Annotated in this window: 21 protein-coding genes; 11 read left to right on the forward strand and 10 right to left on the reverse strand. The window is 74.7% G+C overall.

The genetic code is table 11. The features are described 5' to 3' along the window. Nucleotides 1–46 precede the first annotated feature (46 nt). Nucleotides 47–2,791 carry an ATP-binding protein gene (locus tag PVK74_RS06880; RefSeq protein ID WP_274478544.1) on the forward strand — a complete coding sequence of 915 codons (2,745 nt, stop codon included), beginning with the start codon at nucleotides 47–49 and terminating at the stop codon, nucleotides 2,789–2,791. Nucleotides 2,792–2,816: 25 nt separating this feature from the next. Here the strand turns inward: PVK74_RS06880 and PVK74_RS06885 are convergent, their stop codons facing one another. Further along, on the reverse strand, nucleotides 2,817–3,395 hold the full coding sequence (locus tag PVK74_RS06885) for a TetR/AcrR family transcriptional regulator (RefSeq protein WP_274478545.1): 579 nt from the start codon (nucleotides 3,393–3,395) through the stop codon (nucleotides 2,817–2,819). Nucleotides 3,396–3,464: 69 nt separating this feature from the next. Here PVK74_RS06885 and PVK74_RS06890 point away from each other — a divergent pair, with 69 nt between their 5' ends. After that, on the forward strand, nucleotides 3,465–4,010 hold the full coding sequence (locus tag PVK74_RS06890; protein WP_043323841.1) for a hypothetical protein: 546 nt from the start codon (nucleotides 3,465–3,467) through the stop codon (nucleotides 4,008–4,010). A 3-nt stretch (nucleotides 4,011–4,013) separates the two neighbouring features. On the opposite strand, the gene PVK74_RS06895 is transcribed toward PVK74_RS06890, so the two are convergent. From PVK74_RS06895 to PVK74_RS06910, 4 genes are all read right to left on the reverse strand, one after another. After that, the gene (locus PVK74_RS06895) at nucleotides 4,014–5,252 is read right to left on the reverse strand and encodes a low temperature requirement protein A (protein WP_274478546.1); all 1,239 of its coding nucleotides are present in this window, start codon (nucleotides 5,250–5,252) and stop codon (nucleotides 4,014–4,016) included. A 104-nt stretch (nucleotides 5,253–5,356) separates the two neighbouring features. Next, nucleotides 5,357–6,217, reverse strand: a complete 861-nt coding sequence (locus PVK74_RS06900; protein WP_113972767.1) for an SIR2 family NAD-dependent protein deacylase — start codon at nucleotides 6,215–6,217, stop codon at nucleotides 5,357–5,359. Beyond that, a complete protein-coding gene (locus PVK74_RS06905; protein ID WP_069088624.1) occupies nucleotides 6,214–6,501 on the reverse strand; it encodes a DUF1905 domain-containing protein in 288 nt (95 codons plus the stop codon). Before PVK74_RS06905 ends, PVK74_RS06900 begins: the two co-directional genes overlap by 4 nt. Before the next feature lie 4 nt (nucleotides 6,502–6,505). Further along, nucleotides 6,506–7,147: a DUF998 domain-containing protein gene (locus PVK74_RS06910; RefSeq protein WP_274478559.1), complete on the reverse strand. Its 642-nt coding sequence runs from the start codon at nucleotides 7,145–7,147 to the stop codon at nucleotides 6,506–6,508. Between the two features lie 132 nt (nucleotides 7,148–7,279). On the opposite strand from PVK74_RS06910, the gene PVK74_RS06915 reads away from it, so the two are divergent. Next, on the forward strand, nucleotides 7,280–8,563 hold the full coding sequence (locus PVK74_RS06915; RefSeq protein ID WP_113972768.1) for a sensor histidine kinase: 1,284 nt from the start codon (nucleotides 7,280–7,282) through the stop codon (nucleotides 8,561–8,563). After that, nucleotides 8,551–9,210 (forward strand): response regulator transcription factor, encoded by a 660-nt coding sequence (locus tag PVK74_RS06920; protein WP_043323831.1) that lies wholly within the window; start codon nucleotides 8,551–8,553, stop codon nucleotides 9,208–9,210. Before PVK74_RS06915 ends, PVK74_RS06920 begins: the two co-directional genes overlap by 13 nt. A gap of 7 nt (nucleotides 9,211–9,217) precedes the next feature. Here PVK74_RS06920 and PVK74_RS06925 read toward each other — a convergent pair whose 3' ends face one another. Beyond that, nucleotides 9,218–9,640, reverse strand: coding sequence for an acyl-CoA thioesterase (locus PVK74_RS06925; RefSeq protein WP_043323829.1), 423 nt, complete (start codon nucleotides 9,638–9,640; stop codon nucleotides 9,218–9,220). 71 nt (nucleotides 9,641–9,711) lie between these two features. On the opposite strand from PVK74_RS06925, the gene PVK74_RS06930 reads away from it, so the two are divergent. Then, nucleotides 9,712–10,455 (forward strand): hypothetical protein, encoded by a 744-nt coding sequence (locus PVK74_RS06930; protein ID WP_064445858.1) that lies wholly within the window; start codon nucleotides 9,712–9,714, stop codon nucleotides 10,453–10,455. Between the two features lie 7 nt (nucleotides 10,456–10,462). Here the strand turns inward: PVK74_RS06930 and PVK74_RS06935 are convergent, their stop codons facing one another. Beyond that, nucleotides 10,463–10,768 (reverse strand): DUF1330 domain-containing protein, encoded by a 306-nt coding sequence (locus tag PVK74_RS06935; RefSeq protein WP_043323825.1) that lies wholly within the window; start codon nucleotides 10,766–10,768, stop codon nucleotides 10,463–10,465. A gap of 165 nt (nucleotides 10,769–10,933) precedes the next feature. On the opposite strand from PVK74_RS06935, the gene PVK74_RS06940 reads away from it, so the two are divergent. Beyond that, the gene (locus tag PVK74_RS06940; RefSeq protein WP_064445857.1) at nucleotides 10,934–11,896 is read left to right on the forward strand and encodes a hypothetical protein; all 963 of its coding nucleotides are present in this window, start codon (nucleotides 10,934–10,936) and stop codon (nucleotides 11,894–11,896) included. A gap of 40 nt (nucleotides 11,897–11,936) precedes the next feature. After that, entirely contained in the window at nucleotides 11,937–12,269 is a 333-nt protein-coding gene (locus PVK74_RS06945; RefSeq protein WP_043323822.1) for a putative quinol monooxygenase, read from the forward strand. A 52-nt stretch (nucleotides 12,270–12,321) separates the two neighbouring features. Here the strand turns inward: PVK74_RS06945 and PVK74_RS06950 are convergent, their stop codons facing one another. Further along, nucleotides 12,322–13,167 carry a S1 family peptidase gene (locus PVK74_RS06950; protein WP_274479256.1) on the reverse strand — a complete coding sequence of 282 codons (846 nt, stop codon included), beginning with the start codon at nucleotides 13,165–13,167 and terminating at the stop codon, nucleotides 12,322–12,324. Between the two features lie 382 nt (nucleotides 13,168–13,549). Between PVK74_RS06950 and PVK74_RS06955 the strand changes: the two genes are divergently transcribed. Together PVK74_RS06955 and PVK74_RS06960 are read left to right on the forward strand one after the other, a co-directional pair. After that, a complete protein-coding gene (locus PVK74_RS06955; RefSeq protein ID WP_274478560.1) occupies nucleotides 13,550–14,998 on the forward strand; it encodes a glycoside hydrolase family 10 protein in 1,449 nt (482 codons plus the stop codon). Between the two features lie 116 nt (nucleotides 14,999–15,114). Beyond that, entirely contained in the window at nucleotides 15,115–16,050 is a 936-nt protein-coding gene (locus tag PVK74_RS06960) for an NHL repeat-containing protein (protein ID WP_274478562.1), read from the forward strand. Between the two features lie 38 nt (nucleotides 16,051–16,088). Here the strand turns inward: PVK74_RS06960 and PVK74_RS06965 are convergent, their stop codons facing one another. Continuing rightward, a complete protein-coding gene (locus PVK74_RS06965) occupies nucleotides 16,089–17,663 on the reverse strand; it encodes a Na+/H+ antiporter (RefSeq protein ID WP_231915433.1) in 1,575 nt (524 codons plus the stop codon). A 78-nt stretch (nucleotides 17,664–17,741) separates the two neighbouring features. Continuing rightward, entirely contained in the window at nucleotides 17,742–18,362 is a 621-nt protein-coding gene (locus PVK74_RS06970; protein WP_064445853.1) for an L-threonylcarbamoyladenylate synthase, read from the reverse strand. Between the two features lie 96 nt (nucleotides 18,363–18,458). Here PVK74_RS06970 and PVK74_RS06975 point away from each other — a divergent pair, with 96 nt between their 5' ends. Together PVK74_RS06975 and PVK74_RS06980 are read left to right on the forward strand one after the other, a co-directional pair. Beyond that, nucleotides 18,459–18,803, forward strand: a complete 345-nt coding sequence (locus PVK74_RS06975) for a hypothetical protein (RefSeq protein ID WP_043323812.1) — start codon at nucleotides 18,459–18,461, stop codon at nucleotides 18,801–18,803. A 260-nt stretch (nucleotides 18,804–19,063) separates the two neighbouring features. Next, entirely contained in the window at nucleotides 19,064–22,048 is a 2,985-nt protein-coding gene (locus PVK74_RS06980; protein ID WP_274478564.1) for a glycosyl hydrolase, read from the forward strand. Nucleotides 22,049–22,057: the final 9 nt, after the last annotated feature.

Genomic DNA, 22,057 nt, shown 5'->3' on the forward strand with positions numbered 1-22,057 from the left:
CGCGCCGACGCTGGGTTCGGGGGCGCGGCTGTGCCACCATCCCGCCATGGACGCCGCACTGGTCGGCCGCGACGCGGTCGTCGAGCGGGTGTGGCGCGCCCTGGCGGCGGGCACTCCGGTGCTCCTCGACGGTCCCAGCGGCATCGGCAAGACGACGCTGTGGCGAGCAGTGCTCGACCACGCCCGGCGCACCGGCTGGCGGGTGCTGTCCGCCGCGCCCACCGAGGCCGAGAGCGCGTTGCCGTACGCGGCGCTGGCGGACGTGCTGCGCCCGCTGGCCGACGCGCTACCGGGGCTGCCGGCGCCGCAACGCGCGGCGGCCGACATGGTGCTCCTGACCGGCGAGCACGACGGCGCGGCGGTCGACGAACGGGCAGTGGGCGCCGCCACCCGCACCCTGCTCGACGCGGCGGTCACGGACGCGCCCCGGCTCCTGCTCGCCGTCGACGACCCGCAGTGGCTGGACCTGCCGAGCGCCCGGGCGCTGCGGTTCGCGCTGCGCCGGCTGTCCCGGTGGCCCGCCGTCCTGGCCACCCACCGCACCGGCGAGACCCCGGCGACGCCGGTGCCGCTCGGGCTGGACGACGACCCGACCGGCCGGCACCCGCTGCTGCGCGCCGACGTACCGCCGCTGCCCGCGCCCGACCTGCACCGCATCCTTCAGGCCCGCCTCGGCGGCACGCTCAGCCGCCCGCTGGTCGAGCGGCTGGCACGCGACGCCGACGGCAACCCGCTGCTCGCCGTCGAACTGGCCCGGGCGGTGCTGCGGCTGCCCCGCCCACCCGCGCACGACGAGGACCTGCCCGTACCGTCGTCGCTGCGCCGGCTGCTCGCCGAGACGCTGCGGGCGCTGCCCGGCCCGAGCCGGGAGGCGGTCCGGCTGGCCGCGCTGCTGACCGTGCCGGACATGCGGGACCTGACGGCGGCGGGCATGCCGCCCGGCGCGCTGGACGCGGCGGAGGACGCCGGGCTGGTCGTGGTCACGCCGAGCCGGATCAGCTTCGCCCACCCCCGGTACGCCGCGGCGGTCCGGGAGAGCATCCCGCCGGGAGCCCGGCGGCGCCTGCACGCGGTGCTCGCCCGCGCGGTCGCCGACCCCGACGAGCGGGCCCGGCAACTGGCCCGGTGCGCTGTCGCGCCGGACGCGGACGTCGCCGCCGACCTGGCCGCCGCGGCGGCCCGGCAGCGCATACGCGGCGCGCCCGCGCTCGCCGCCGACTGGTACGCCCGGGCGGCCGAGCTGACCCCGCAGGCCGCCACCGCCGACCGCAACCGGCGTCGCCTCGACGCGGTGCAGTGCCGCATCGACAGCGGGGACTACGCGGCGGCCGGCCGGGCCGCCGAGGCCGCGGCCGAGGAGCTGACCGGCGCCGAGCGGGGTGAGGCGCTGCTGTTGCGCGCCCTCGTCGCCTGGTGCGCCGACGACCTGGTCACCGCGGTGCGCGTGGCCGAGCAGGCGCTCGCCGCGGCCGGGCCGGACGGGGACCTGGCCGGGCGGATCCACACGCACCTGACGATGTTCCACGACCAGCCGGAGGCCGCGCGGGCGCACGCGCGGGCGGCGATCGCCCGGCTCTCCGACCGCGACGACCACCGCCCGCTGTTCACCGCCGCGCTGCTGCTGTTCTTCTTCCACGAGGTACGCGCCGGTGGCGAGGCGCCGACCGGCCTGCTCGACCGGGCGCTGGCGCTGGAGGCCGGCGAACCGTCCTACCTGGCCGGCTCGGTGCCGGCGATCTGGTGGAAGGCCGTGGACGACCACGACCGGGCGCGGGCCCGGCTGCACCTGATGCTGGACCGGGCGGTGGCGCGCGGGGACGACCCGCTGCGGCACGAGGCGCTCACCCATCTCGGCGAGACGGAACTGCTCGCCGGGCGGTTCGCCGAGGCCGGTACGCACATCGCCGACGCCCGTGACCTGGGTGAGCAGCTCGGCACCGGCCTGGTGGGCGAGAGCTGGCTGGCCGGCATGCTCGACGCGCACCGGGGCCGGCTGGCGCGGGCGGGTGCCACCGCCGCCGGGCTACGTCGCGACGACGACCTCGGCGACGCGTGGAGCCGCCGGCTGCACCACCAGCTCACCGGGCTGGTGGCGCTCGCCTCGGGCGAGTGGGTCACGGCCGCGGCGGCGTACGGCTCGCTCGCGGCCGACCTGGACGGTTCGGGCATCGTCGAGCCGCTGGGGCAGCGGTTCGAGCCGGACTGGATCGAGGCGTGCGTGGGCGCCGGTGACCTGGACACCGCGCACGCGGCGCTGGACCGGCTGGCCCGGCGGCACGCGCGGCTGCCGCGGCCGTGGACGACGCTCGGGTTGGCCCGCAGCCGGGTGCTGCTGGCCGGCGCGACGGGCGCGGACCCGGGCGAGGCGCTGGACGCGCTGACGCAGGCCCGGGCCACGGTGCCGGAGGCGGTGCTGCCGTTGGACCGGGCCCGCTGCCTGCTCGCGGCCGGGCGGGCGTACCGGCGGGTGCGGCGGCGGCGGGAGGCGCGGGCGGCGCTCGACGCGGCGGTGGCCGAGTTCGACGCGCTCGGCGCGTCCGCGTTCGCCGACCGGGCGCGGGCGGAGCTGGGCCGCATCGGCGCCCGCACCCCGGCCCCGACGGCGCTCACCGCGACGGAGGAGCGGGTGGCCCGGCTCGCCGCCCGGGGGCAGACGAACCGGCTCATCGCCGACGCGCTCTACATCAGCCCGAAGACGGTCGAGGCGAACCTGGCCCGGGTCTACCGCAAGCTGGGCATCGCCAGCCGCGCCGAGCTGGGCGCGGCGATGGGCCGGCGTCCGGAGGACTGAGTCGCTCAGGACGCGGCCAGGGCGGTCAGGACGCGGCGAGCGTGTCCAGGTGCGCGCCGAGCAGCGCCCGGGCGCGCCCGGGTGGCATCCGCTCGGGGTGCAGCAGCGCGTGCAGCGCGAGCCCGTCGAGCAGGGCGTGCAGCCCGTCGACCGCCTCGGGGTCGGGGGCCGGTTCCCCGGTGAGGAGGCAGACGGCGAACTCGGCGGCGCGGCGGATGCCGTCGTCCGCCTCGGCCATCCGGGATCGCGCGGCCGGGTCGGTCTGGGCGCGCGCGGCGAGCAGCAGCCACACCTCGGCCTCGCGGACGCGCTGCCGGTCCAGCGGCAGCAGGTGTTCCAGCACCCGCTGGGCGACCTCGCGGGGGCCGCCGGTCCGGTCGTCGGCGGCGATCCGCTCGGCCGCCTCGGCCTGTACGTGCTCCATGGCGAACACCAGCAGTTCGGTCTGGGTCGCGAAGTAGTGCCGCAGCGCGCTCGGTGACCAGCCCGCCTCGGCCGCGATGCTGCGCACGGTGGCGGCGCCGACGCCGTCGCGGTAGACGACCCGCCACATCGCCCGCGCCAGTTCGGCACGGCGCGCGTCGTGGTCGACGATCTTGGGCACGGGCCCTCCGGAACCTGGTCGACGAACGCTGCTACGGTTATCGCACAGCGTACTAAAAAAGGAGGCCGCATGCTCGTGGCAGTGATCGTCGGATGCGAGGTGGCGTTCTGGGTGGTGCTGCTCGCCGGGCTGATCGCCCGGTACCCGCTGCGCCGGCCCCGCCTCGGCGCGGCGCTGCTGATCGCCGTGCCCGTGGTCGATCTCGTGCTGCTGGCCGCCACGATGATCGACCTGCGCCGGGGCGCGACAGCCACGTTCGCCCACGGCCTCGCCGCCGCGTACCTCGGGTTCTCGGTGGCGTTCGGGCACAGCATGGTGCGCTGGGCCGACGAGCGGTTCGCGCACCGGTTCGCCGGCGGGCCACCCCCGCGCCGGGCCCCGAAGTACGGGATGGCGCGGGCCCGGCACGAGTGGCGCGAGTGGGGCAAGGGCATGATCGGCTGGACGGTCGCCTGCGCCGTGCTGCTCGGCGGCATCGCCCTGGTCGGCGACGGCGAGCGCACCGCCGAGCTGTGGGCGTGGGCCGGCCGGCTCACCGTGGTGATGGCGGGCTGGCTGGTGTTCTGGCCGGTCGCGTACACCGTCTTCCCGAAGCGGGCGCCGCGCGACGCGTGAGGCTCACCCTCCGCCCCCGGCGACCCGGCCTACCGGCTGATTCGCCGACCGCCCGGCGGCGGACGGCTCACCGCGCCGATCGACGGCGATCGCGACCAGCAACAGCCCGGCCAGCGCCGCCAGCGCCAGCGGCGGCGGCAGCGCCGTCCCGAGCGCGGCCAGCGGCAACGCCGCACCGGCGACGGCCAGCCGGGCCGCGCCCACCGGCTGACCGGTCAGCCGCCGGAACAGCAGCCGTCCGGCCAGGTAGACGGCCGCGCCACCGAACAGCGCCACCGCGGCCGAGCGGTTCAGCCGGGGCCCGGCCTCCGGGTCGGCGACGTGCTCCAGCACCTGCTCGATGCCGAGCGCCAGGTAGATGACGCCGGCGACGAGCAGCAGATGGGTCTGGCTGTAGGCGTCCGCGGCCATCCGGTCCCGCCGCGCCGCCGGTGCGGCGGCGAGCGCCCGGGCCGCCTCCGGGGACGTGCTGCGGAAGTAGAGCCACCAGAGGCAGACGGTCACCACGAAACCGACGAGCGCCACGGCGAGGACCGACAGCTCGGTGACCGCCGAGGCCGCGCCCACTCCCGCGGCCACCACCGACTCCCCCAGCGAGATGATCAGCACCAGGCCGTACCGCTCGGCGACGTGCGTCGGGCTGCGCAGCGGCCAGGCGCCCCGGCGGGCGTACGACAGCCGCTGCCCGGCCACCTCGACGGCGAAGCCCAGCACCCACAGCGCCGCGTGCGCGGCACCGTCCAGCAGCGCGCCGAGCAGCAGCGGCACCCACCCGACGGCGCTGACGCACGCGAAGAACCGGATCCGGGCGCGCAGTTCCGGGTCACCCGCCGCGGCCCAGTGGAACAGCGTCAGGTGCACCGCGCGCAGCACCACGTAGGCCAGCACGACGATCAACGGACCGTCCAGCCCCGGGCCCGGCGTCCACGCCTGCGGCATGGCGAGCGCGGCCAGGAACAACGCGGCCATCGCGACCAGGAACCCGCCGCGCACCACCCCGACGTCGGCGGGCGTGTGGTTGCCCAACCAGGTGTACGACAACCACGCCACCCAGAGCAGCACGAGCAGGAGCAGGCCCTTGGCCATCCCGGCCGGGGTCGGGTGCGGCTCGATCAGCGCCATGATCCGGGTGAGCGCGAAGACGAAGACCAGATCGAAGAAGATCTCGAAGGGCGTGACCCGGCGCTCGTCCGGCCCCGGCCGGGGCGCGCGCGGCCGTCGTCGCACCCGTTCGCGTCCCACGCCCGCCGCCCTCCGCCGGTCCACCTCCTGCGCCGACGGTAGGTGGCGCAGGGCGGGCGATCGGGCGATTCCCGGGATCACGCCGGGCTCGGCCTGCGGTCAGTTCAGCCGACCGCGTCGTCCGGCCAGGCGGCGCGGACCAGCGCGGGCAGCACCTCGCCGGCCGGGCCGCGCAGGTTCACCGCGCAGATCGCGTCCAGCGGCGTCGGTACCGGGTTCACCTGCACCACCGGCGCGCCGAGACGGGCCGCGACGAGCGGGATCTCGGCGGCCGGGTGCACGAGCGCGGAGGTGCCCACCGTCAGCAGCAGGTCGCAACCGGAGGCCGCCTCGACCGCCGCGTCGAGCGCGGCCGACGGCAGCGCCTCGCCGAACCACACCACCCCGGGCCGCACCGGCGCGCCGCAGTCGGCGCACGCGGGCGGGTCCAGCGGCCCGTCGTGCGCCTCCGGCGCATGCGATTCCGCCCCGCCGTGCGATTCCGCCCCGCCGTGCGATTCCGCCCCGTCGTGCGGCTCCGGCGGACCGGCGGACGGCGGCAGGTCCGACGGCAGCGGCGCGGGCCGGGCGCAGGCCGAGCAGCGGGGCGCGAACAGGCTGCCGTGCAGGCGTACCGGGGCGGGCACGCCGCCGCGCTCGTGCAGGTCGTCGACGTTCTGGGTGATCACCACGGTGTCCGGCAGCCGGGCCGCGATCGCCGCGACCGCCCGGTGCCCCGGATTCGGTAGCGCCCGGCGAACCCCGCGCCGACGTGTCTCGTACCAGCCCCAGACCAGCGCCGGGTCGGCGCGGAACGCGGCCGGTGTCGCCAGCTCCTGCGGGTCGTAGCGTTGCCACAGCCCGGTCTGGGCGTCCCGGAACGTCGGCACGCCGCTCTCCGCCGACATGCCCGCGCCGGTGAACACCACCGGCCGGCGCGCGGCGGCCAGCAGCCGGCCCGCCTCGGCCAGCTCCGGCCCGGTCACACGTCCACCGTCAGCCGCACGTCGACCCGGTCACCCAGCTCGATGCCCTCGGCCCGGCGCGCCGCGACCCGCAGCGGCACCACGTACCGGCCGTCCTTGGGCCACAGCGACGTCCGCCAGTCGGTGCCGCCGATGCGGACCGTCACCGGGATCATGCCCCAGCCGTAGGTGACCGACGCCGAGGCGGCCTCGATCGCCGCACTCTGCTCGTCGGGCACCGTGACGAAGTGGTACGGCGCCGGGCCGCGCCAGAACCACACCTCGCCGCTGAACGCCAGCTCCATCCGGTCAGGATAGGGGCCGGGACCGACGGAACCCGAGCAGCCGCAGCCCGGCCGCCGTCACCCAGGCGAACAACGGGAACACGGCGACACGCTCCATGCCGCCCACGCCGATGCCGGCGTCCACCCGGGCCAGGAACAGCACGGTGCCGGCCAGGCCGAGCAGACCCAGGACCGCGCTGACGGTCCGCAGCTCACCCAGCAGCGGCGACCTGCCGAGCGCGGCGGCCAGCAGCGCCGCGTTGCCGAGCGCGAAGACCAGCAGCGCGCCGAGCATGTGCAGGTTCTCGTCCACGTCGGCCGGGTAGAGACCGGCCAGCACGTACCCGGACCCGGCGGCCACTGCCGACGCCACGGTGACGGTCGCGGCGCGGCCCGGGCGCAGCGCCCGGCGCGCGAGCAGCGCGCCGACCGCGAGCAGCAGCCCGGCGCCGACGAACACGGCGTTCATGCCCGCGTGCCACGGTGAGCAGACCGGACGCGGCCGGCTGGTGTCCCACACGCCGCAGGTCACGTTGCCGAGGTCGCTGATGTTGTGCTCGGCCCAGCTGAACCGGGGCTGGTCCCAGGCCAGGCCGACGAGGACGTTGGCGGTCAGGAACGACACGGCGGCGAGCAGCCAGCAGGCGCCCGCGAGACGGTTTCTCACCCGACGAGTGCACCGTCTCGGGGCGCCCCGGCGCACGGGGCGTGGCGGGCCGGTTCGAGGTAGGGCCAGACCTACCCGCGGATGGGGCCTGGATGGCTGGGAAGGGCGGCGGGGTCTGGCTAGCGTCACGGCATGACCGTTGATCACGGGCTGGCGGCAGCGTTGCGCCGCCGCCGCTACCTGCTGTCCGCGTGGCCGTGGCGGGCCCTGGCGTACGCCGTCACGACCCTGCCCCTGGCCGGCGCGGCGGCGCTCGGCGCGGCGGTGGTCGCCGCGCCGCTGCTGCTGGTGGCCGGCGCGCTGCGGCGGGGCCGCCCGGTCGACGCCACGGCGCTGGCGGTGCTGGCCGTGCTGGCGCTGGCGGTGGTGGCGCTCGCGCCGCTGGCCGGCGCGCCGGTGGCGGCCGTCGAGCGGTGGCGTCTCGGCCTGGTCGACGACCGCCCGGTGACCGCGCCGAAATGGCGGGGACTCGTCGCCCGCTTCACCACCGCCGACGGGTGGCGGGAGGGCGCGTACCTGGCGGTGCTGGGTGTGGCGGTGCCGCTGGCGTACGGGATGTTCGGTCTGCTCGTGCTGCTGGACGTGGCGCTGGTGGCCGGTCCGTGGCTGGCCGGCGGCGAGGACCGCATCGTGCTGATCTGGGCCACTGTCGACTCCCCCGCCGAGGCGGTGCCGTACGCGGTCGCCGGTCTGCTGGCGGTCCCCGCGCTGGTCTACCTGGCCGGTCTGCTCGTCGCGGCCCAGGCGGCGGTGACCCGCCTGCTGCTCGACGACGCGCCCGGCGGGACGGCGCTGCGCGAGGTGACCCGGTCCCGGGCCCGCCTGGTGAGCGCCTACGAGGCCGAGCGCCGCCGCGTCGAGCGGGACGTGCACGACGGCGTGCAGCCGCGCCTGACCAGCCTCACCCTCCAGCTCGGGCTGGCCCGCCTCGACGTGCCGGACGGCTCCCCGGCGGCGAAGCCGCTCGCGGCGGCGCACGAGCAGGCCAAGGAGCTGATGGTGACGTTGCGCGGGATCGTCCAGGGCATCCGCCCGCAGCAGCTCACCGAACTCGGCCTGGCCGCCGCCGTCGGTGATCTGGCCGCCCGGTCGGTCGTCCCGGTCACCGTGCACGCCGACCTGACCCGCCCGGTGCCGGACCTGGTGCAGACCACCGCCTGGTACGTGGTCTCGGAGACGCTCGGCAACGTGGCCCGGCACTCCGGGGCGACCCGGGCGCAGGTGCGCCTGATCCGCGACGAACGACTGCTGGTGGTGGAGGTGCGCGACGACGGCCGGGGCGGCGCCGACCCGGCGCGCGGCACCGGTCTGACCGGGCTCGCGGACCGGGTGGCGGCGGTGGACGGGCGGCTGCTGCTGTCCAGCCCGCCCGGTGGGCCTACCCTCGTGCGGGTGGAGCTGCCGTGCCGTCCGTGATCCGCGTCGTCCTGGCCGAGGACGAGGTGCTGCTCCGGGAGGGCCTGGTGGGCCTGCTGACCCGGTTCGGTTTCGCTGTGGACGCCGCCGTCGGCTCCGCCCCGGACCTGCTCGACGCGGTCCGCACCCACCGGCCCGATTTGCTGGTGACCGACATCCGGATGCCGCCGCAGCACCGCGACGACGGCCTGCGGGCGGCGGTCGCGCTGCGCGCCGAACGCCCCGACCTCGCCGTGGTGGTGCTCAGCCAGCACGTGCAGAGCGGGTACGCCGCCGCGCTGCTCGACAGCGGCGACGGCAACCGGGTCGGCTACCTGCTCAAGGACCGGGTGGCGGACGTCGAGGAGTTCGCCGCGACGCTGCGCCGGGTGGCGGCCGGCGGCACCGCCGTCGACCCGGACGTGGTGCGGCACCTGCTGCGCCGCCCGCGCGACCCGCTCGGCGCGCTGTCCCCCCGGGAGCGGGAGGTGCTGGGCCTGGTCGCCGAGGGCCACTCCAACAGCGCGATCGCGGCGCGGCTGCACGTGACCGAGGCGGCGATCGGCAAGCACGTGGGCAACATCCTGGCCAAGCTCGGCCTGCCGCCGGACGAGGACACCAACCGACGGGTGCTGGCAGTGCTCGCCCACCTGCGCGCGGCGGGCTGACCGGGCGCTACAGGCTCATCGGCGCGGGGTCGGTGGCCAGCGCCCGGAACCGCTCGCGCGGGTCGGGCACCAGCCGCCGTTCGGCGAGGTCGAGCAGGCCGCCGACGCCGGACACCGAGGCGACGGGGGTGCCGTCCGCGCGGGTGAACTCCTGGCCGATCCGGAACGTCTTGCCCTCGCCCCAGTGGAACTCGCAGGTCACGTCGACCTCGTCGCCGCCGCGCAGCTCCCGCAGGTAACGCACAGTCACCTCCAGCGCGACCGGCCCGACGCCGCCGGCGATCAGCCGGTCCTGGCCGATGCCGGAGGCGCGCAGGCACTCCCAGCGGGCGTGCTCGGCGTACTGGAGGTAGACCGCCTGGTTGAGGTGCCCCTGCGTGTCGAGTTCGTAGCCGCGCACGGTGACGCGCACCCGGAACGGATCTGCCATGCCGGCAGCCTAACCAGCGGCGCGGACAAAACGGCGTGCGGTCCGGGCCACGCGGCTCTAGCCTCCCCGGCGTGACTCTGGAGATCGTGACCCTGGCGCAGCGGCCCGACCTGGCGCCGCTGCTCGACACCGACTTCGACGGCGCCTGGCCGCCGTTCATGCTCTGGGATCCGATGGGCGCGCTCTACTACGGCGTCGCACACGAGACGTACCCCGAGTTCGTCTTCGCCGCCGTCGACCCGGCCGAGCCGGGCCGGGCCGTCGCCCGGGGCTACGCGGCGCCGTTGCGCTGGACGGAGGACGAGCTGCCCGACGGCGGCTGGGACCGGGTGATCCAGCGGGCCACGCTCGGCCGGCTCACCGGGTCCACCCCCAACCTGGTGTCCGCGCTGGAGATCTGCGTGCGCCCGGACCGGCGCGGCGGCGGGGTGTCCGGGCTGATGCTCGCGGCCATGCGCGCGGCGGTGGCCCGCGCCGGGTTCGACACGCTGGTGGCGCCGGTGCGCCCGAACGGCAAGGCCGACGCCCCGGACGTGCCGATGACCGAGTACGCGGCCCGCCGCCGCCCCGACGGCCTGCCGGCCGATCCGTGGCTGCGGGTGCACGTGCGGGCGGGCGGGGTGATCGAGCGGGTCGCGCCCCGGTCGATGACGGTGACCGGGACGCTCGCGGACTGGCGGCGCTGGACCGGGCTGCCGTTCGACACCTCCGGGCCGGTGCGGGTGCCGGGTGCGTTGACGCCGGTGCTCGTCGACGTCGACCACGACCACGCCGCGTACGTGGAGCCCAACGTGTGGGTACGCCACCGGCTCTGACCGGTCGTCAGGCCGGCCAGGCGTGACCGATCCCGTCGAGCAGCAGGACCACGCCCTCGGTGGCCGCCTCCCGGTCCCGGGAGATCTCCCGGTACTCCGGCGAGGTGGACCAGCGCTCGAAGTCCTCCCGGCTGTCGAACGACAACAGCACCGCCTTGTGGTGCGGCCACTCCCCCTCGACCACGCGCGGGCTGGTGTCGGCGGCGAGCAGCCGACCGCCGTAGCGGGCCAGCACCGGCGGGAAGGCGGCGGCATACCTGTCGTAGCGCGCCCGGTCGTGGATGGTGAGCTGCGCGAGGGCGTAGACGGTCACCGGCTCAGGCTACCGACCGCCCGAGCGCTCCGGCCTCGTCCGTCGGGCCGGATCCGCCGCCTCCGCGAGCCGGGTCGACTGTCCGGTGTGCTCTAGCCATTATGGCTCTGACCTGCGAATACTGGTAGCAGGTCCGGGCGGCGTGGGGGAAAGAGGTGGGGCAGGATGATCGAGCAGGAGACCCAGCCGGAGGCCATACCCGAGCCCCGGAACACGCCGGAGGGCGGGCCGTCCCGGCCCGCCACGCCGGTTCCCGGCGCGGTGTGGCAGGTCCGCGTACGGACCAAACTCGACGACCTGTACCAGCAGCTCGCGGTGCTGTCCGCGCGCGACCCCGATCGGGCCGAGGCGCTGCGCGCGCAGCTGTCCCGGGTGGAGGTGGTGCTCGGACGCAGCGGCGTGGTCGAGTGGTTGCGCGGCGGCAACCTGGAGTACGCGTGGCAGACCATCCACTCGGTGGAGCGGGCCATGGTGGGGTTGCGCAGCCCGGACGAGCTGGCCGGGCTGCTGCCGGCGTACCGCAGCGCGGCGGCGCAGGTGCTGCCGGCCGACGACAAGGTGCTCAGCGACCTCGACACCGCGACCGGCGGGGTGCCCGTGGAGTTGCTGCGCGCCCGGGTGCAGGCGCTGCTGCTGCGCTTCCACTCCGCGTCCGACGAGTTCCACGAGTCGGCGCGGCGGCTGCGCAACCGGATGCTGGGGCTGTCGGTGTTCGCGCTGGTGGCGGAGATCCTCGTGGTGCTGGTGCAGTGGCTCAGCCACGACGTCCGGCTGCTGGAGGCGCCGACCGACGCCGGTGGCGTACCGGCCTGGCGGCTGCTGTTCTTCGTGCTGATCGCCGGGGCGCTCGGCGCGTTCCTCAGCGCGCTGCCGTCGATGATCACGTCCCGGTCCGGCGGGCTGCCCTACAAGCTGCCGTTCCAGCAGGGGCTGCTCAAGCTCGCGGTCGGCCCGCTGGTGGCGGTGGTCGGCATCATGCTGGTCATCGGCGGCCTGGTGGAGACCAGTGTGAGCAGCACCGCCGCGCTGCTGGGCCTGGCCATCGTGTTCGGCGCCGGGCAGCAGGCGGTCACCGCGTTCGCCGACCGGCGGGCGGCCGAACTGCTCGGCCCGGCGGCCAAGAGCTGATCGGGCGCGGGTCACCGGCGGCCCTGGGTAGCCTGATCCCATGATCTTCATTACCGCCAAGTTCCGGGTCCGCCCCGAAGACGCCGACAACTGGCCGCGGATCGCCGCCGACTTCACCGCCGCGACCCGGGCCGAGCCCGGCTGCCTGTGGTTCGACTGGTCCCGCAGCCTGGACGACCCGACCGAGTACGTGCTGGTCGAGGCGTTCCGCGACGACGAGGCGGGCGCGGCGCACGTGCAGTCGGAGCACTTCCGCGAAGCCCAGCGCACGCTGCCGCCGCACCTGGCCGAGACGCCCCGGATCGTCAACGTGACGGTGCCGCAGCAGGACTGGTCGCGCCTGGGCGAGATGGCCGTACCCGGCGACGCCTGACCGGACGGCGCAACTGCGCGCGGGCGGCGCGGCGGGCCGCCCGCGCGGCCGGTCAGGGGATGGTCAGGCCGTAGGCGGCGAGGATCTCCAGGATCGGCTGGTAGTAGCTGGTGCCGCCGCTGGTGCAGTTGCCGCTGCCGCCGGACAGCACGCCGAGGACGGTGCCGGTCGCGGCCACGTAGAGCGGTCCGCCGCTGTCGCCCGGCTCGGCGCAGATGTTCGTGCGGATCAGCCCGGTGACGCTGCCCTCGGCGTAGTTGACTGTGGCGTTCAGCCCGGTGACGGTGCCGCACCGTACGCCGGTGGTGGCGCCGCTGCGGCAGACCGCCTGCCCGACGTACGCGCTGCCGGCGGCGGTTACGGTGACCTGCCCCGGGTAGGTGTGGATCGCGCCCGGGTGGGCGACGGTTCCGGTGTAGCGGACCACGCCGTAGTCGTTGCCGGGGAAGCTGCTGCCGGTCCGGCTGCCCAGCACCGTCGTGCGGGCGCTGTCGGCGTACCAGGTGGCGGCGAGGCGCGTGCAGTGTCCGGCGGTGACGAAGTACCAGGTGGCGCCGCTGCGCACGTTCGCGCCCAGTGAACAGCGCCCGCCGCCGCCGTAGATCGCCTGACCGGCGGCGATGAGCGTACGCAGCCGCCCGGGTTCGTGGCGCAGCACCGCGCCGGCCCGGGCCGCGGTGCGGCGCAGCGCGGCCAGCTCGCTGCCGCGTACCGTGTCGTCGGCGGTGACCGTGAGCCGGCCGGTGGCCGGGTCGTGCTCCCAGGCGGTGCCGGGCGTGCGGATCCCGGCGAGCGCGGCGGGCCCGGCCGGTGGAGTGGCGACGCCGGCCCGGGCGACCGCCGGAGCGCCGGTCAGCAGGACGGCGAGGACGAGTACGACGAGCGCGGGTCGGCGCATCATCCGGGACCTCCTCCATCGTCTACGGTCGATTGGCACAGCATCAGCCCGCGGGCGCGATCCACTCAACCGGCAGAACCGGCGATTCCCGAAACTTCCGGAGTAGCGGCGGGCGGTGCGCGCGCCCGTCCCCCCGCGCCCGCCCTCGGATTCCCGGCCTCCACCCGCCACCGCGTGCCCCGATGTCGACGCATCGAGGTGATTAAGTTTTCGGAACGCTTCCGGTAGGCTTCGGGCAGAGATTCGCTTCGATCCACTCACGATGTCCCGGGGAGTCGCTCCCCGAGTTGGCGCGGCCACCGGGCGACCGCGCGGAGCCGACATCGTGGCGGGCGGTGGCCGAGGCGAGCCGATCCCATTGACAGGCTAGAGAGGCGTTCAGATGGACAAGGTGCTCGCCCGCGGCAGCGGGAGCGCGGCAGCCCGGTCACGCCCGCGGACCGCTGTGGTCGCGATGGTGGCGGGGGCCGCGATGGTCGCCGCCACGATAGCGGTGGCGACCAGCGCCAGCGCCGGCACGACGCTCGGCGCGTCGGCGGCGGAGCAGGGCCGGTACTTCGGCACGGCGGTGGCGGTGAACAAGTTGTCCGACAGCACGTACGTCGGCATCCTGAACCGCGAGTTCAACATGGTCACCGCCGAGAACGAGATGAAGTGGGACGCCACCGAGCCGTCCCGGAACCAGTTCAACTTCACCAACGGCGACCGGCTCGTCGCGCACGCCCAGGCCAACGGCATGCGGGTACGCGGCCACGCGCTGCTCTGGCACCAGCAGCAGCCCGGGTGGACGGGAAGCCTGTCCGGCAGCGCGTTGCGCGACGCGATGATCAACCACGTCACCCAGGTCGCCACCCACTACCGGGGCAAGATCCACTCCTGGGACGTGGTGAACGAGGCGTTCGACGACGGCAACAGCGGCGCCCGCCGCAACTCGAACCTCCAGCAGACCGGCAACGACTGGATCGAGGCCGCGTTCCGTGCCGCGCGCGCCGCCGACCCGGGCGCCAAGCTCTGCTACAACGACTACAACATCGACAACTGGAGCTGGGCCAAGACCCAGGGCGTCTACAACATGGTGCGGGACTTCAAGTCCCGGGGCGTGCCGATCGACTGCGTCGGCCTCCAGTCGCACTTCAACAGCGGGTCGCCGTACCCGAGCAACTACCGCACCACGCTGCAGAACTTCGCCGCGCTCGGCGTCGACGTGCAGATCACCGAGCTGGACATCGAGGGCTCCGGCAGCAGCCAGGCCACCTCGTACGGCAACGTGACCCGGGACTGCCTGGCGGTGGCGCGCTGCAACGGCATCACCGTGTGGGGCATCCGCGACACCGACTCGTGGCGGGCCAGCGGCACCCCGCTGCTGTTCGACGGCAGCGGCAACAAGAAGCAGGCGTACACCGCCGTGTTGAACGCGCTCAACGAGGGCGGCACCCCGCCGCCCACCACCGCGCCGCCGACCAGCACCCCGCCCACCTCGACGCCGCCGACCAGCACCCCGCCGACCAGTGAGCCGCCGACGACGACTCCGCCGCCGACCGGCGCCTGCACCGCCACGATCACCACCAACCAGTGGCCGGGCGGCTTCGTCACCAACGTACGGATCACCGCGGGTTCCAGCGGGCTCAACGGGTGGACCGTGTCGCTCACCGTGCCCTCGGGCTCGGCGGTCACGAACACCTGGAGCGCCCAGGCCAGCGGCACCACCGGCGCGGTGACGTTCCGCAACGTGGACTACAACCGCCAGGTCGGTGCCGGTGGCACCACCGAGTTCGGGTTCCAGGGCACCGGTACCGCGCCCTCCGGCACGCCGACCTGCGCGGCAGGCTGACAGTCGGCGCGACCCGGCACGGGAGCACCGTGCCGGGTCGCGTCCCCGGCGGTCACCGGCCGGTGACCGTACAGTGGGGCAGGTCCTGTTCCACCGTTTCGTCCGGAAGGACCACAGTGAACCGACGCATCAGGACCGTCCTCGGCGTCGCCTTGGCCGCCACCCTCGTCACCACCGCCGCCCCGGCCCCCGCCGCCTCCGCCCACGACCGCCGTCCCACGGTCATCACGCTGCCGGACGGCTTCCAGCCGGAGGGCGTCGCCGCCGCCGGCCGCTACGCCTGGTTCGGGTCGCGGGCCACCGGTGAGATCTACCGCGCCGACCTGATCACCGGGGCGGGCAAGCAGGTCAGCCCCGCCACCGGCACCCCGTCGCTCGGCCTGAAGGTCGACGCGCGGGACCGGCTCTTCGTCGCCGGCGGCACCGCCGGGGACGCCCGGGTCGTCGACACCCGCACCGGCGCCGTGCTCGCGAGCTACCGGTTCGCCGAGGCGCCGACGTTCGTCAACGACGTGACGCTCACCCGCGACGCCGCCTGGTTCACCGACTCGAACCGGCCGGTGCTCTACCGCCTGCCGCTCGGACACGGCGGCACGCTGCCGCCCGCCGGCGGTTTCACCACGCTGCCGCTCACCGGTGACTTCCAGCAGATCGGCACCGGCGTCAACCTCAACGGCATCGCGCCCACCCCGGACGGGCGGGCGCTGATCGTCGTGCAGTCGAACACCGGCACGCTGTTCCGGGTGGACCCGGCCACCGGCGTCACCACCGCCGTCGACGTGCCGGGCGCCACCTTCCTCAACGGTGACGGCCTGCTGCTGCTCGGCCGCAGGCTGTACGTGGTGCAGAATTTCCTCAACCAGGTCGCCGTGGTCGACCTGAACCGCGCCGGCACGGCCGGCGTCGCCCGAGGCGTCATCACCGACCCGGGCTTCGACGTGCCGACCACGGTGGCCGCCGCGCTCGGCCGGCTCTACCTGCCGAACGGCCGGTTCACCACCCCGCCGACTCCGACCACCCCGTACACGGTCGTCGCTGTCGACGCGCGCTGAGCCACGCCGGCCGCCACCCTCTCCGGGTGGCGGCCGGTTCACTCCTCCATCTCCGGCCCGAGCAGGCGGATCTCCTCGATGTCGATGGCCGCCTGGAGCTGCCGCAGCACCACGTCATCGATCTGCCTGGTGTTGCGCAGCCGGGTGATCTCCTGCCGCTTGTGGTCGAGCACCCGCAACCGCAGCCGGCGGGCCATCTGCCGCTCCCCCTCCGCCTCCTCGCCGCCGGGGTCGCGCGCGGCGGCCAGGTGGTCCTCGTAGTCGGCGCGCAGCCGGTCCACCGTGTCCTGGGTGGCGCCCACGTCGCTGGCGGCCCGGGGCAGCGCCTCCAGGGCTGCCTCGGTGGCCCGGATCCGGGCCCAGCGCACCTCGTCGTCGCGTTCCCGGTCGCCGGTCAGGCCGGCCCAGCTCACGACGGCGGGCAGCGTGGTGCCCTGCACCAGCATGATCAGCACGATCACCACCACGGTCACGAAGATGATCAGGTCGCGTTCGCGTACCGTGCTTCCGTCGTGCATGGTGACCGGCACGGCCAGCGCCGCCGCGAGCGAGACGGCGCCGCGGAACCCGGCCCAGCCCACGGCGGTACGCATGCGGAAGTCGAAGTGCCGCGCCCGGCTCGACTCCCGCCGGTCCGCCCGTTGCAGCGCCGACACCGACAGGTGCACCCAGAGCAGCCGGATCATCACCACGACCAGGGCGACGAGCACCGCGATGCCGAGCGACGCGGCCGGCGAGTGGCTGGTGATGCTGCGCAGTGAACGCGGCACCTGCGTGCCGAGCAGCACGAACAGGCCGCCGTTGATCATGAAGGTGGAGAGGTCCCAGAACGCGAACGCGGTGACCCGGGAGCGGGCCCGGATCACCCGGGGCGCGGCGTAGGACAGCAACAGTCCGGACACCACCACCGCGAGCACGCCGCTGGCGTGCACCGCGTCGGCGAGCAGGAACGCGACGAACGGGGTGAGGATGCTCAGCCCGCCCTCGCGCATCGGGTCGTCGACGTGCTTGCGGATCAGCACCACGACCGCGCCGACGAGCAGTCCCGCGGCCACGCCGCCGGCCGACTTGCCGATGAACTCGCCGGTGAGCAGCAGCGGCCCGGGCACCGTCCCGCCCGCGATCACGCCGGCCGCCACGGCGAAGAGCACGAGCGCCGTACCGTCGTTGACCAGGCTCTCCGCGCGCAGCGTGGTGAGGATGCCGCGCGGCATCCGTTTGGCCAGGCCGGCCACGGCGGCGGCGTCGGTGGGGGCCAGGACCGCGCCGAGCACCCAGGCGGCGGACGCCGCCACGCCGAGAGCCTGCGCGGTGAACGCGACAGCGGCCATCGTGATGATCACCAGCACGACGGCGAGGCCGATGATCACCACCAGGTTGGCGCGGATCTCGCGCAGGCTGATGACCAGGCTCTCCCGGTAGAGGATGGCCGGGAGGAACAGCACCAGCACGACCTCGGGCTCGAGGATCAGGTTGTCGAACGGCGGCAGCAGGCCGATCAGCGCGCCCATGGCGATCAGCAGCACGGGCGGCGCGACGCTGTAGCGACCGCCGATCGTGGTCCCGACGAGCACTGTCGCGCCGAGCACCGTGATCAGCAGGAGTGCTTCCACGCCGTACCCCCGTCACCGTTCCCCCGGGTCCCTACCGTGCCCCACGACGGCGCCCGGACGGGGCGGAATCGGTGATCGTTACTCGAAGCGGGCCGGGTCTCCGGCGCCGCGACGCAGGATCTCCGGCTCCTCGCCGGACAGGTCGACCACGGTGGTCGGCTCGAGCCCGCAGTCACCGGCGTCGACCACGGCGTCGATCAGGTGGTCGAGCCGTTCCTTGATCTCCCAGCCCTGGGTCATCGGCTCGTCCTCGCCGGGCAGCAGCAGCGTGCTGGACAGCAGCGGCTCACCCAGTTCGGCCAGCAGCGCCTGGGTCACCGTGTGGCTCGGCACGCGCGCCCCGACCACCCGCCGGCGCGGGTCCTGCAACCGCCGGGGCACCTCGGCGGTGGCCGGCAGCAGGAACGTGTAGCTGCCCGGGATGACGGACTTGACCTGGCGGAAGACCGCGTTGCTGAGCTTGACGAACTGGCCGAGCTGGGCGAAGTCGGCGCACACGAGCGTGAACGGGTGCCGGTCGTCGAGCCGCCGGATCTCGCGGATGCGTTCCACGCCGTCGCGGTTGCCGATCCGGCAGCCGAGCGCGTAGCAGGAGTCCGTCGGGTACGCGATCACCCCGTCGGCGCGCAGCAGGTCCACCACCTGCCGGATCACGCGGGGCTGGGGGTTGTCCGGATGCAGGTCGTAGTACCTCGCCACGACGGCCAGCCTATGCCCGCGACCTGGCGGGCGCAGGTTTGGCCGGGGCGGTTTCCGGAAACAGGTGGGGGCCGTTCACGACAGGGGGACCGAATCATGTCCGAAGCCAGCACAGACCGCGTCACCGACCGCCCCGCGGAGGTGACCGATCCGCTGCTGTGGGACCTGGCCGCCGCGGTGGCAGACGCGCACCAGCCCGACGCCGAACGTGTCTGCGCGAGCCCGAGCTGCGCCGGGGCCGCCTGGCCCTGCGGCGCGTGGAACAACGCGCAGGCGGGGCTGAGTGCCGCCCGCGCGCCCCGGCAGTCCGCCGGCTCGCCGCAGTCCGCCTCGCGGCCCGTCGCCGGACAGCCGGGCGTCAGCCGGCCCGGTGCCGCCGGTGAGCCGGGCACGGCCGCGGCACGGACCGACGCGCGGAGCCTCGCCGCCACCGCCGCCTGACGCAGCGTAGGCACACGCGTCCTCACGCCGCCCCCGGCCGCCTCGGCCCGGGGCGGCGCTCGTGCGCACCGTCGAGCCTGGTCAGCGCGCTTCGTGAGGTGATCGAAGGGTCGGTCGCGTGTGCGGGAGAGCGCTCTCTTCGGTAACAAGACATTGACGGATCCGTAACCCGAACCTTACTGTCCCTTCTCAGGAGAGCGCTCTCACGACTGCCGCACCACCACTCCGTACCCCGCCTTCTCCTCGTGAAGGGGACCTCCATGACCCTCCTGCGGGACTTCTCTCCCGACCCCGTACCCCCGACCGCGCCCGTCCCGTCCCCGGCCCGCCGTCGCGGTCTGCGGGCGACCGCCCTCGTCGCCGCGTCCGTGCTGGCCGCCGGCCTGCTGGGCGCCGTGGTCGGCGGCGGCGGCACCGCCACCGCCGGCGCCGTCGGCGCGGGCAGCTACACCGAGACGCTGCCGCCCGGCGCCCTGCTGCCCAAGGGCTGCGGCGCGATCAGCACCAACCCGCGCATCTTCACCACCGCCGACGCGCCCGCCGGCGCCATCCCCACGAACGACTGGTGGTCGTCGCTGATCTGGAAGCGCAACAACTGCGCCGGCAGCGAGAACCTGCACGCCCACCCGCTGGCGTTCAAGGCCGAGAACAACGGGCTCGGCCTGTCGTACACCACCACGCCCGCCATCAGCGGCACCGCGACCGGCGTCGGCGAGTTCCACTACCCGTACGGCGAGGACGTCCGCGTCGGGATGCCCGGACTGTCGGCGCCGGTGGTCAAGGCCGCCGGCTGGAGCGACTGGACGGTCACCGCCGACTGGAGCGACGGCAGCCGCACCATGCGCGCCACCATCGGCCACGGGCTGCCGTTCAGCTACTACACGGTCAGCGGCGGCACCGCGCAGCTCACCGCCACCGCGACGCCCACCGTGTGGCGCAACTCCGGCGCCACCATCGGCTTCACGGTCAACGGCCACGACTACGTCGCGTACGCCCCCACCGGCGCGACCTGGACCGTCAACGGCGCCGGCATCAGCTCGACGCTGGCCGGCAAGGGGTACTTCTCGGTGGCGGTGCTGCCCGGCGGCGGTGACCGGGCCGCCCTGGCCGACACCTACGGCCGGTACGCCCACGCCCACGTCACCGGCACCCGGATGAGCTACACGTACGACCCGTCGGCGGGAACGGTGCGCACCACGTACGCGTTCACCACCACGCCCCGCGAGGGCAGCGAGACGAAGACCGTGGTGGCGCTCTACCCGCACCAGTGGCGCAGCCTCACCGGCGCCACCCCGATCACCCCGACGTACGTCTCGGCGCGCGGCGCCATGCGGGTGCTCACCGGTGTGCCGTCGTTCACCACCACGATGCGCTTCACCGGCGTGCTGCCCGAGGTGCCCGCCGTCGGCGACTCCAGCGGCGCCGACCTGGCCACCGTCACCGGCTACCTGAACGCCGAGCAGGGCAACCCGGAAGGCGTCAGCGGCACCGACACGTACTGGGCCGGCAAGGGACTCGGCCGGGCCGCCCGGATCGCCGAGATCGCCGACCAGCTCGGGCAGACCTCGGTCCGCGACGCGGCGGTGACCGCGATGAAGAACCGGCTGACCAACTGGCTCACCGCGAGCTCGGGCGAGACCGGCCAGCTGTTCTACTACGACCGCAACTGGGGCACGCTCATCGGCTACCCCGCCTCGTACGGCTCCGACGAGGACCTCAACGACCACCACTTCCACTACGGCTACTTCATCGCCGCCGCCGCCACGGTCGCCAAGTTCGACCCGGGCTGGGCCGACGACAGCCGCTACGGCGGCATGATCGACCTGCTCATCCGCGACGCCAACAACTACGACCGCGCCGACAGCCGCTTCCCCTACCTGCGGGACTTCGACATCTACGCCGGGCACGACTGGGCCTCCGGCCTGGCGCCGTTCTTCGCCGGCAACAACCAGGAGTCCTCGTCGGAGGGGATGAACTTCGCCAACGCCCTGATCCAGTGGGGTCAGGCCACCGGCGACACCGCCGTGCGCGACGCCGGGGTCTACCTGTGGACCACCCAGTCCGCGGCCATCTCCGAGTACTGGTTCGACGTGTACGACCAGAACTTCCCGGCCGCGTTCGGGCACAAGACCGTCGGCATGGTGTGGGGCGACGGCGGGTCGTACTCCACCTGGTTCTCCGCAGCGCCGGAGATGATCCAGGGCATCAACATGCTGCCGATCACCGGCGGTCACCTCTACCTGGGCGACTTCCCCGAGTACGTCAAGGCCAACTACGCCGAGCTGGTCACCAACAAGGGCGGCCCGCCGACGGTGTGGCAGGACATCATCTGGGAGTTCCTGGCCCTCGGCGACGGCGAGCAGGCGCTGCGCAACTTCCGCGCGAACAGCGGGTTCACCAGCGAGGAGGGCGAGAGCAAGGCGCACACGTTCCACTGGATCCGCAACCTCGCCGCGCTCGGCACCGTGGACACCACGGTCACCGCCAACCACCCGCTGGCGAAGGTGTTCGTCAAGAACGGCGTCCGCACCTACGTGGCGTCGAACATCACCGCCCGGCCGCTCACCGTCACGTTCTCCAACGGCGTCACGCTCGCCGTGCCGGCCGGCAAGACCGCCACGTCCGGGGCGTACACGTGGAGCGGCGGCAACGCCACCGGCGGCGGGACCGTGCCGACCGGCACGCCGACGACCTCGACGCCCAGCCCCACCCCCACCACCGCGAGTCCCACGCCGACCTCCGCCAGCCCCAGCCCGACGGGTACGGGCAGCGCGCTGAAGCCGGTCCGGTACCTGCGCTCGGGCGGCGGGCTGGACGGCAACGCCGGCACCGCCGGCACGGTGAACGTGGCGGCGGCGAACGGCAACCACGACGGCACGCCGACCAACCCGCAGGTGTTCACGGCCACCGGGCTGACCGGCACGTACACCGGCGGAGCGACCGCCTTCGACCTGGCCGTCGACGCCGGCACGGCGATCGGCAACGGCGTCCAGATCCGGGTCTCCTACGACCTGACCGGCAACGGCAGCGTCGAGCGGGTGGAAACCTACCGGTACTTCGCCACCGATCCGATCCCGGGCGCGGAGCGCTACCGGCAGACCCAGGGCCTGCTCTCGGCCACCGGCACGCTGGGCAATCTGTCCGGCGGCACGGTACGCGTCGAGGTGTGGAACGCCATCGGCGGCGCGCCCACGATCCTCGGCGTGGGCAACGGCTCGACTGTCACGCTGCCGTACGGTTCCTGACCCGAAGCT

The organism is Micromonospora chalcea (assembly GCF_028768405.1).
GTDB lineage: Bacteria > Actinomycetota > Actinomycetes > Mycobacteriales > Micromonosporaceae > Micromonospora > Micromonospora chalcea.

Coding starts and splice junctions, on each gene's coding strand:
- PVK74_RS06940 (WP_064445857.1), top strand. CDS start 10,934: ATGATCGAGCAGGAGACCCAGCCGGAGGCCATACCCGAGCCCCGGAAC.
- PVK74_RS06980 (WP_274478564.1), top strand. CDS start 19,064: ATGACCCTCCTGCGGGACTTCTCTCCCGACCCCGTACCCCCGACCGCG.
- PVK74_RS06950 (WP_274479256.1), bottom strand. CDS start 13,167: ATGCGCCGACCCGCGCTCGTCGTACTCGTCCTCGCCGTCCTGCTGACC.
- PVK74_RS06925 (WP_043323829.1), bottom strand. CDS start 9,640: ATGGCAGATCCGTTCCGGGTGCGCGTCACCGTGCGCGGCTACGAACTC.
- PVK74_RS06915 (WP_113972768.1), top strand. CDS start 7,280: ATGACCGTTGATCACGGGCTGGCGGCAGCGTTGCGCCGCCGCCGCTAC.
- PVK74_RS06955 (WP_274478560.1), top strand. CDS start 13,550: ATGGACAAGGTGCTCGCCCGCGGCAGCGGGAGCGCGGCAGCCCGGTCA.
- PVK74_RS06945 (WP_043323822.1), top strand. CDS start 11,937: ATGATCTTCATTACCGCCAAGTTCCGGGTCCGCCCCGAAGACGCCGAC.
- PVK74_RS06975 (WP_043323812.1), top strand. CDS start 18,459: ATGTCCGAAGCCAGCACAGACCGCGTCACCGACCGCCCCGCGGAGGTG.
- PVK74_RS06905 (WP_069088624.1), bottom strand. CDS start 6,501: ATGGAGCTGGCGTTCAGCGGCGAGGTGTGGTTCTGGCGCGGCCCGGCG.
- PVK74_RS06880 (WP_274478544.1), top strand. CDS start 47: ATGGACGCCGCACTGGTCGGCCGCGACGCGGTCGTCGAGCGGGTGTGG.
- PVK74_RS06890 (WP_043323841.1), top strand. CDS start 3,465: ATGCTCGTGGCAGTGATCGTCGGATGCGAGGTGGCGTTCTGGGTGGTG.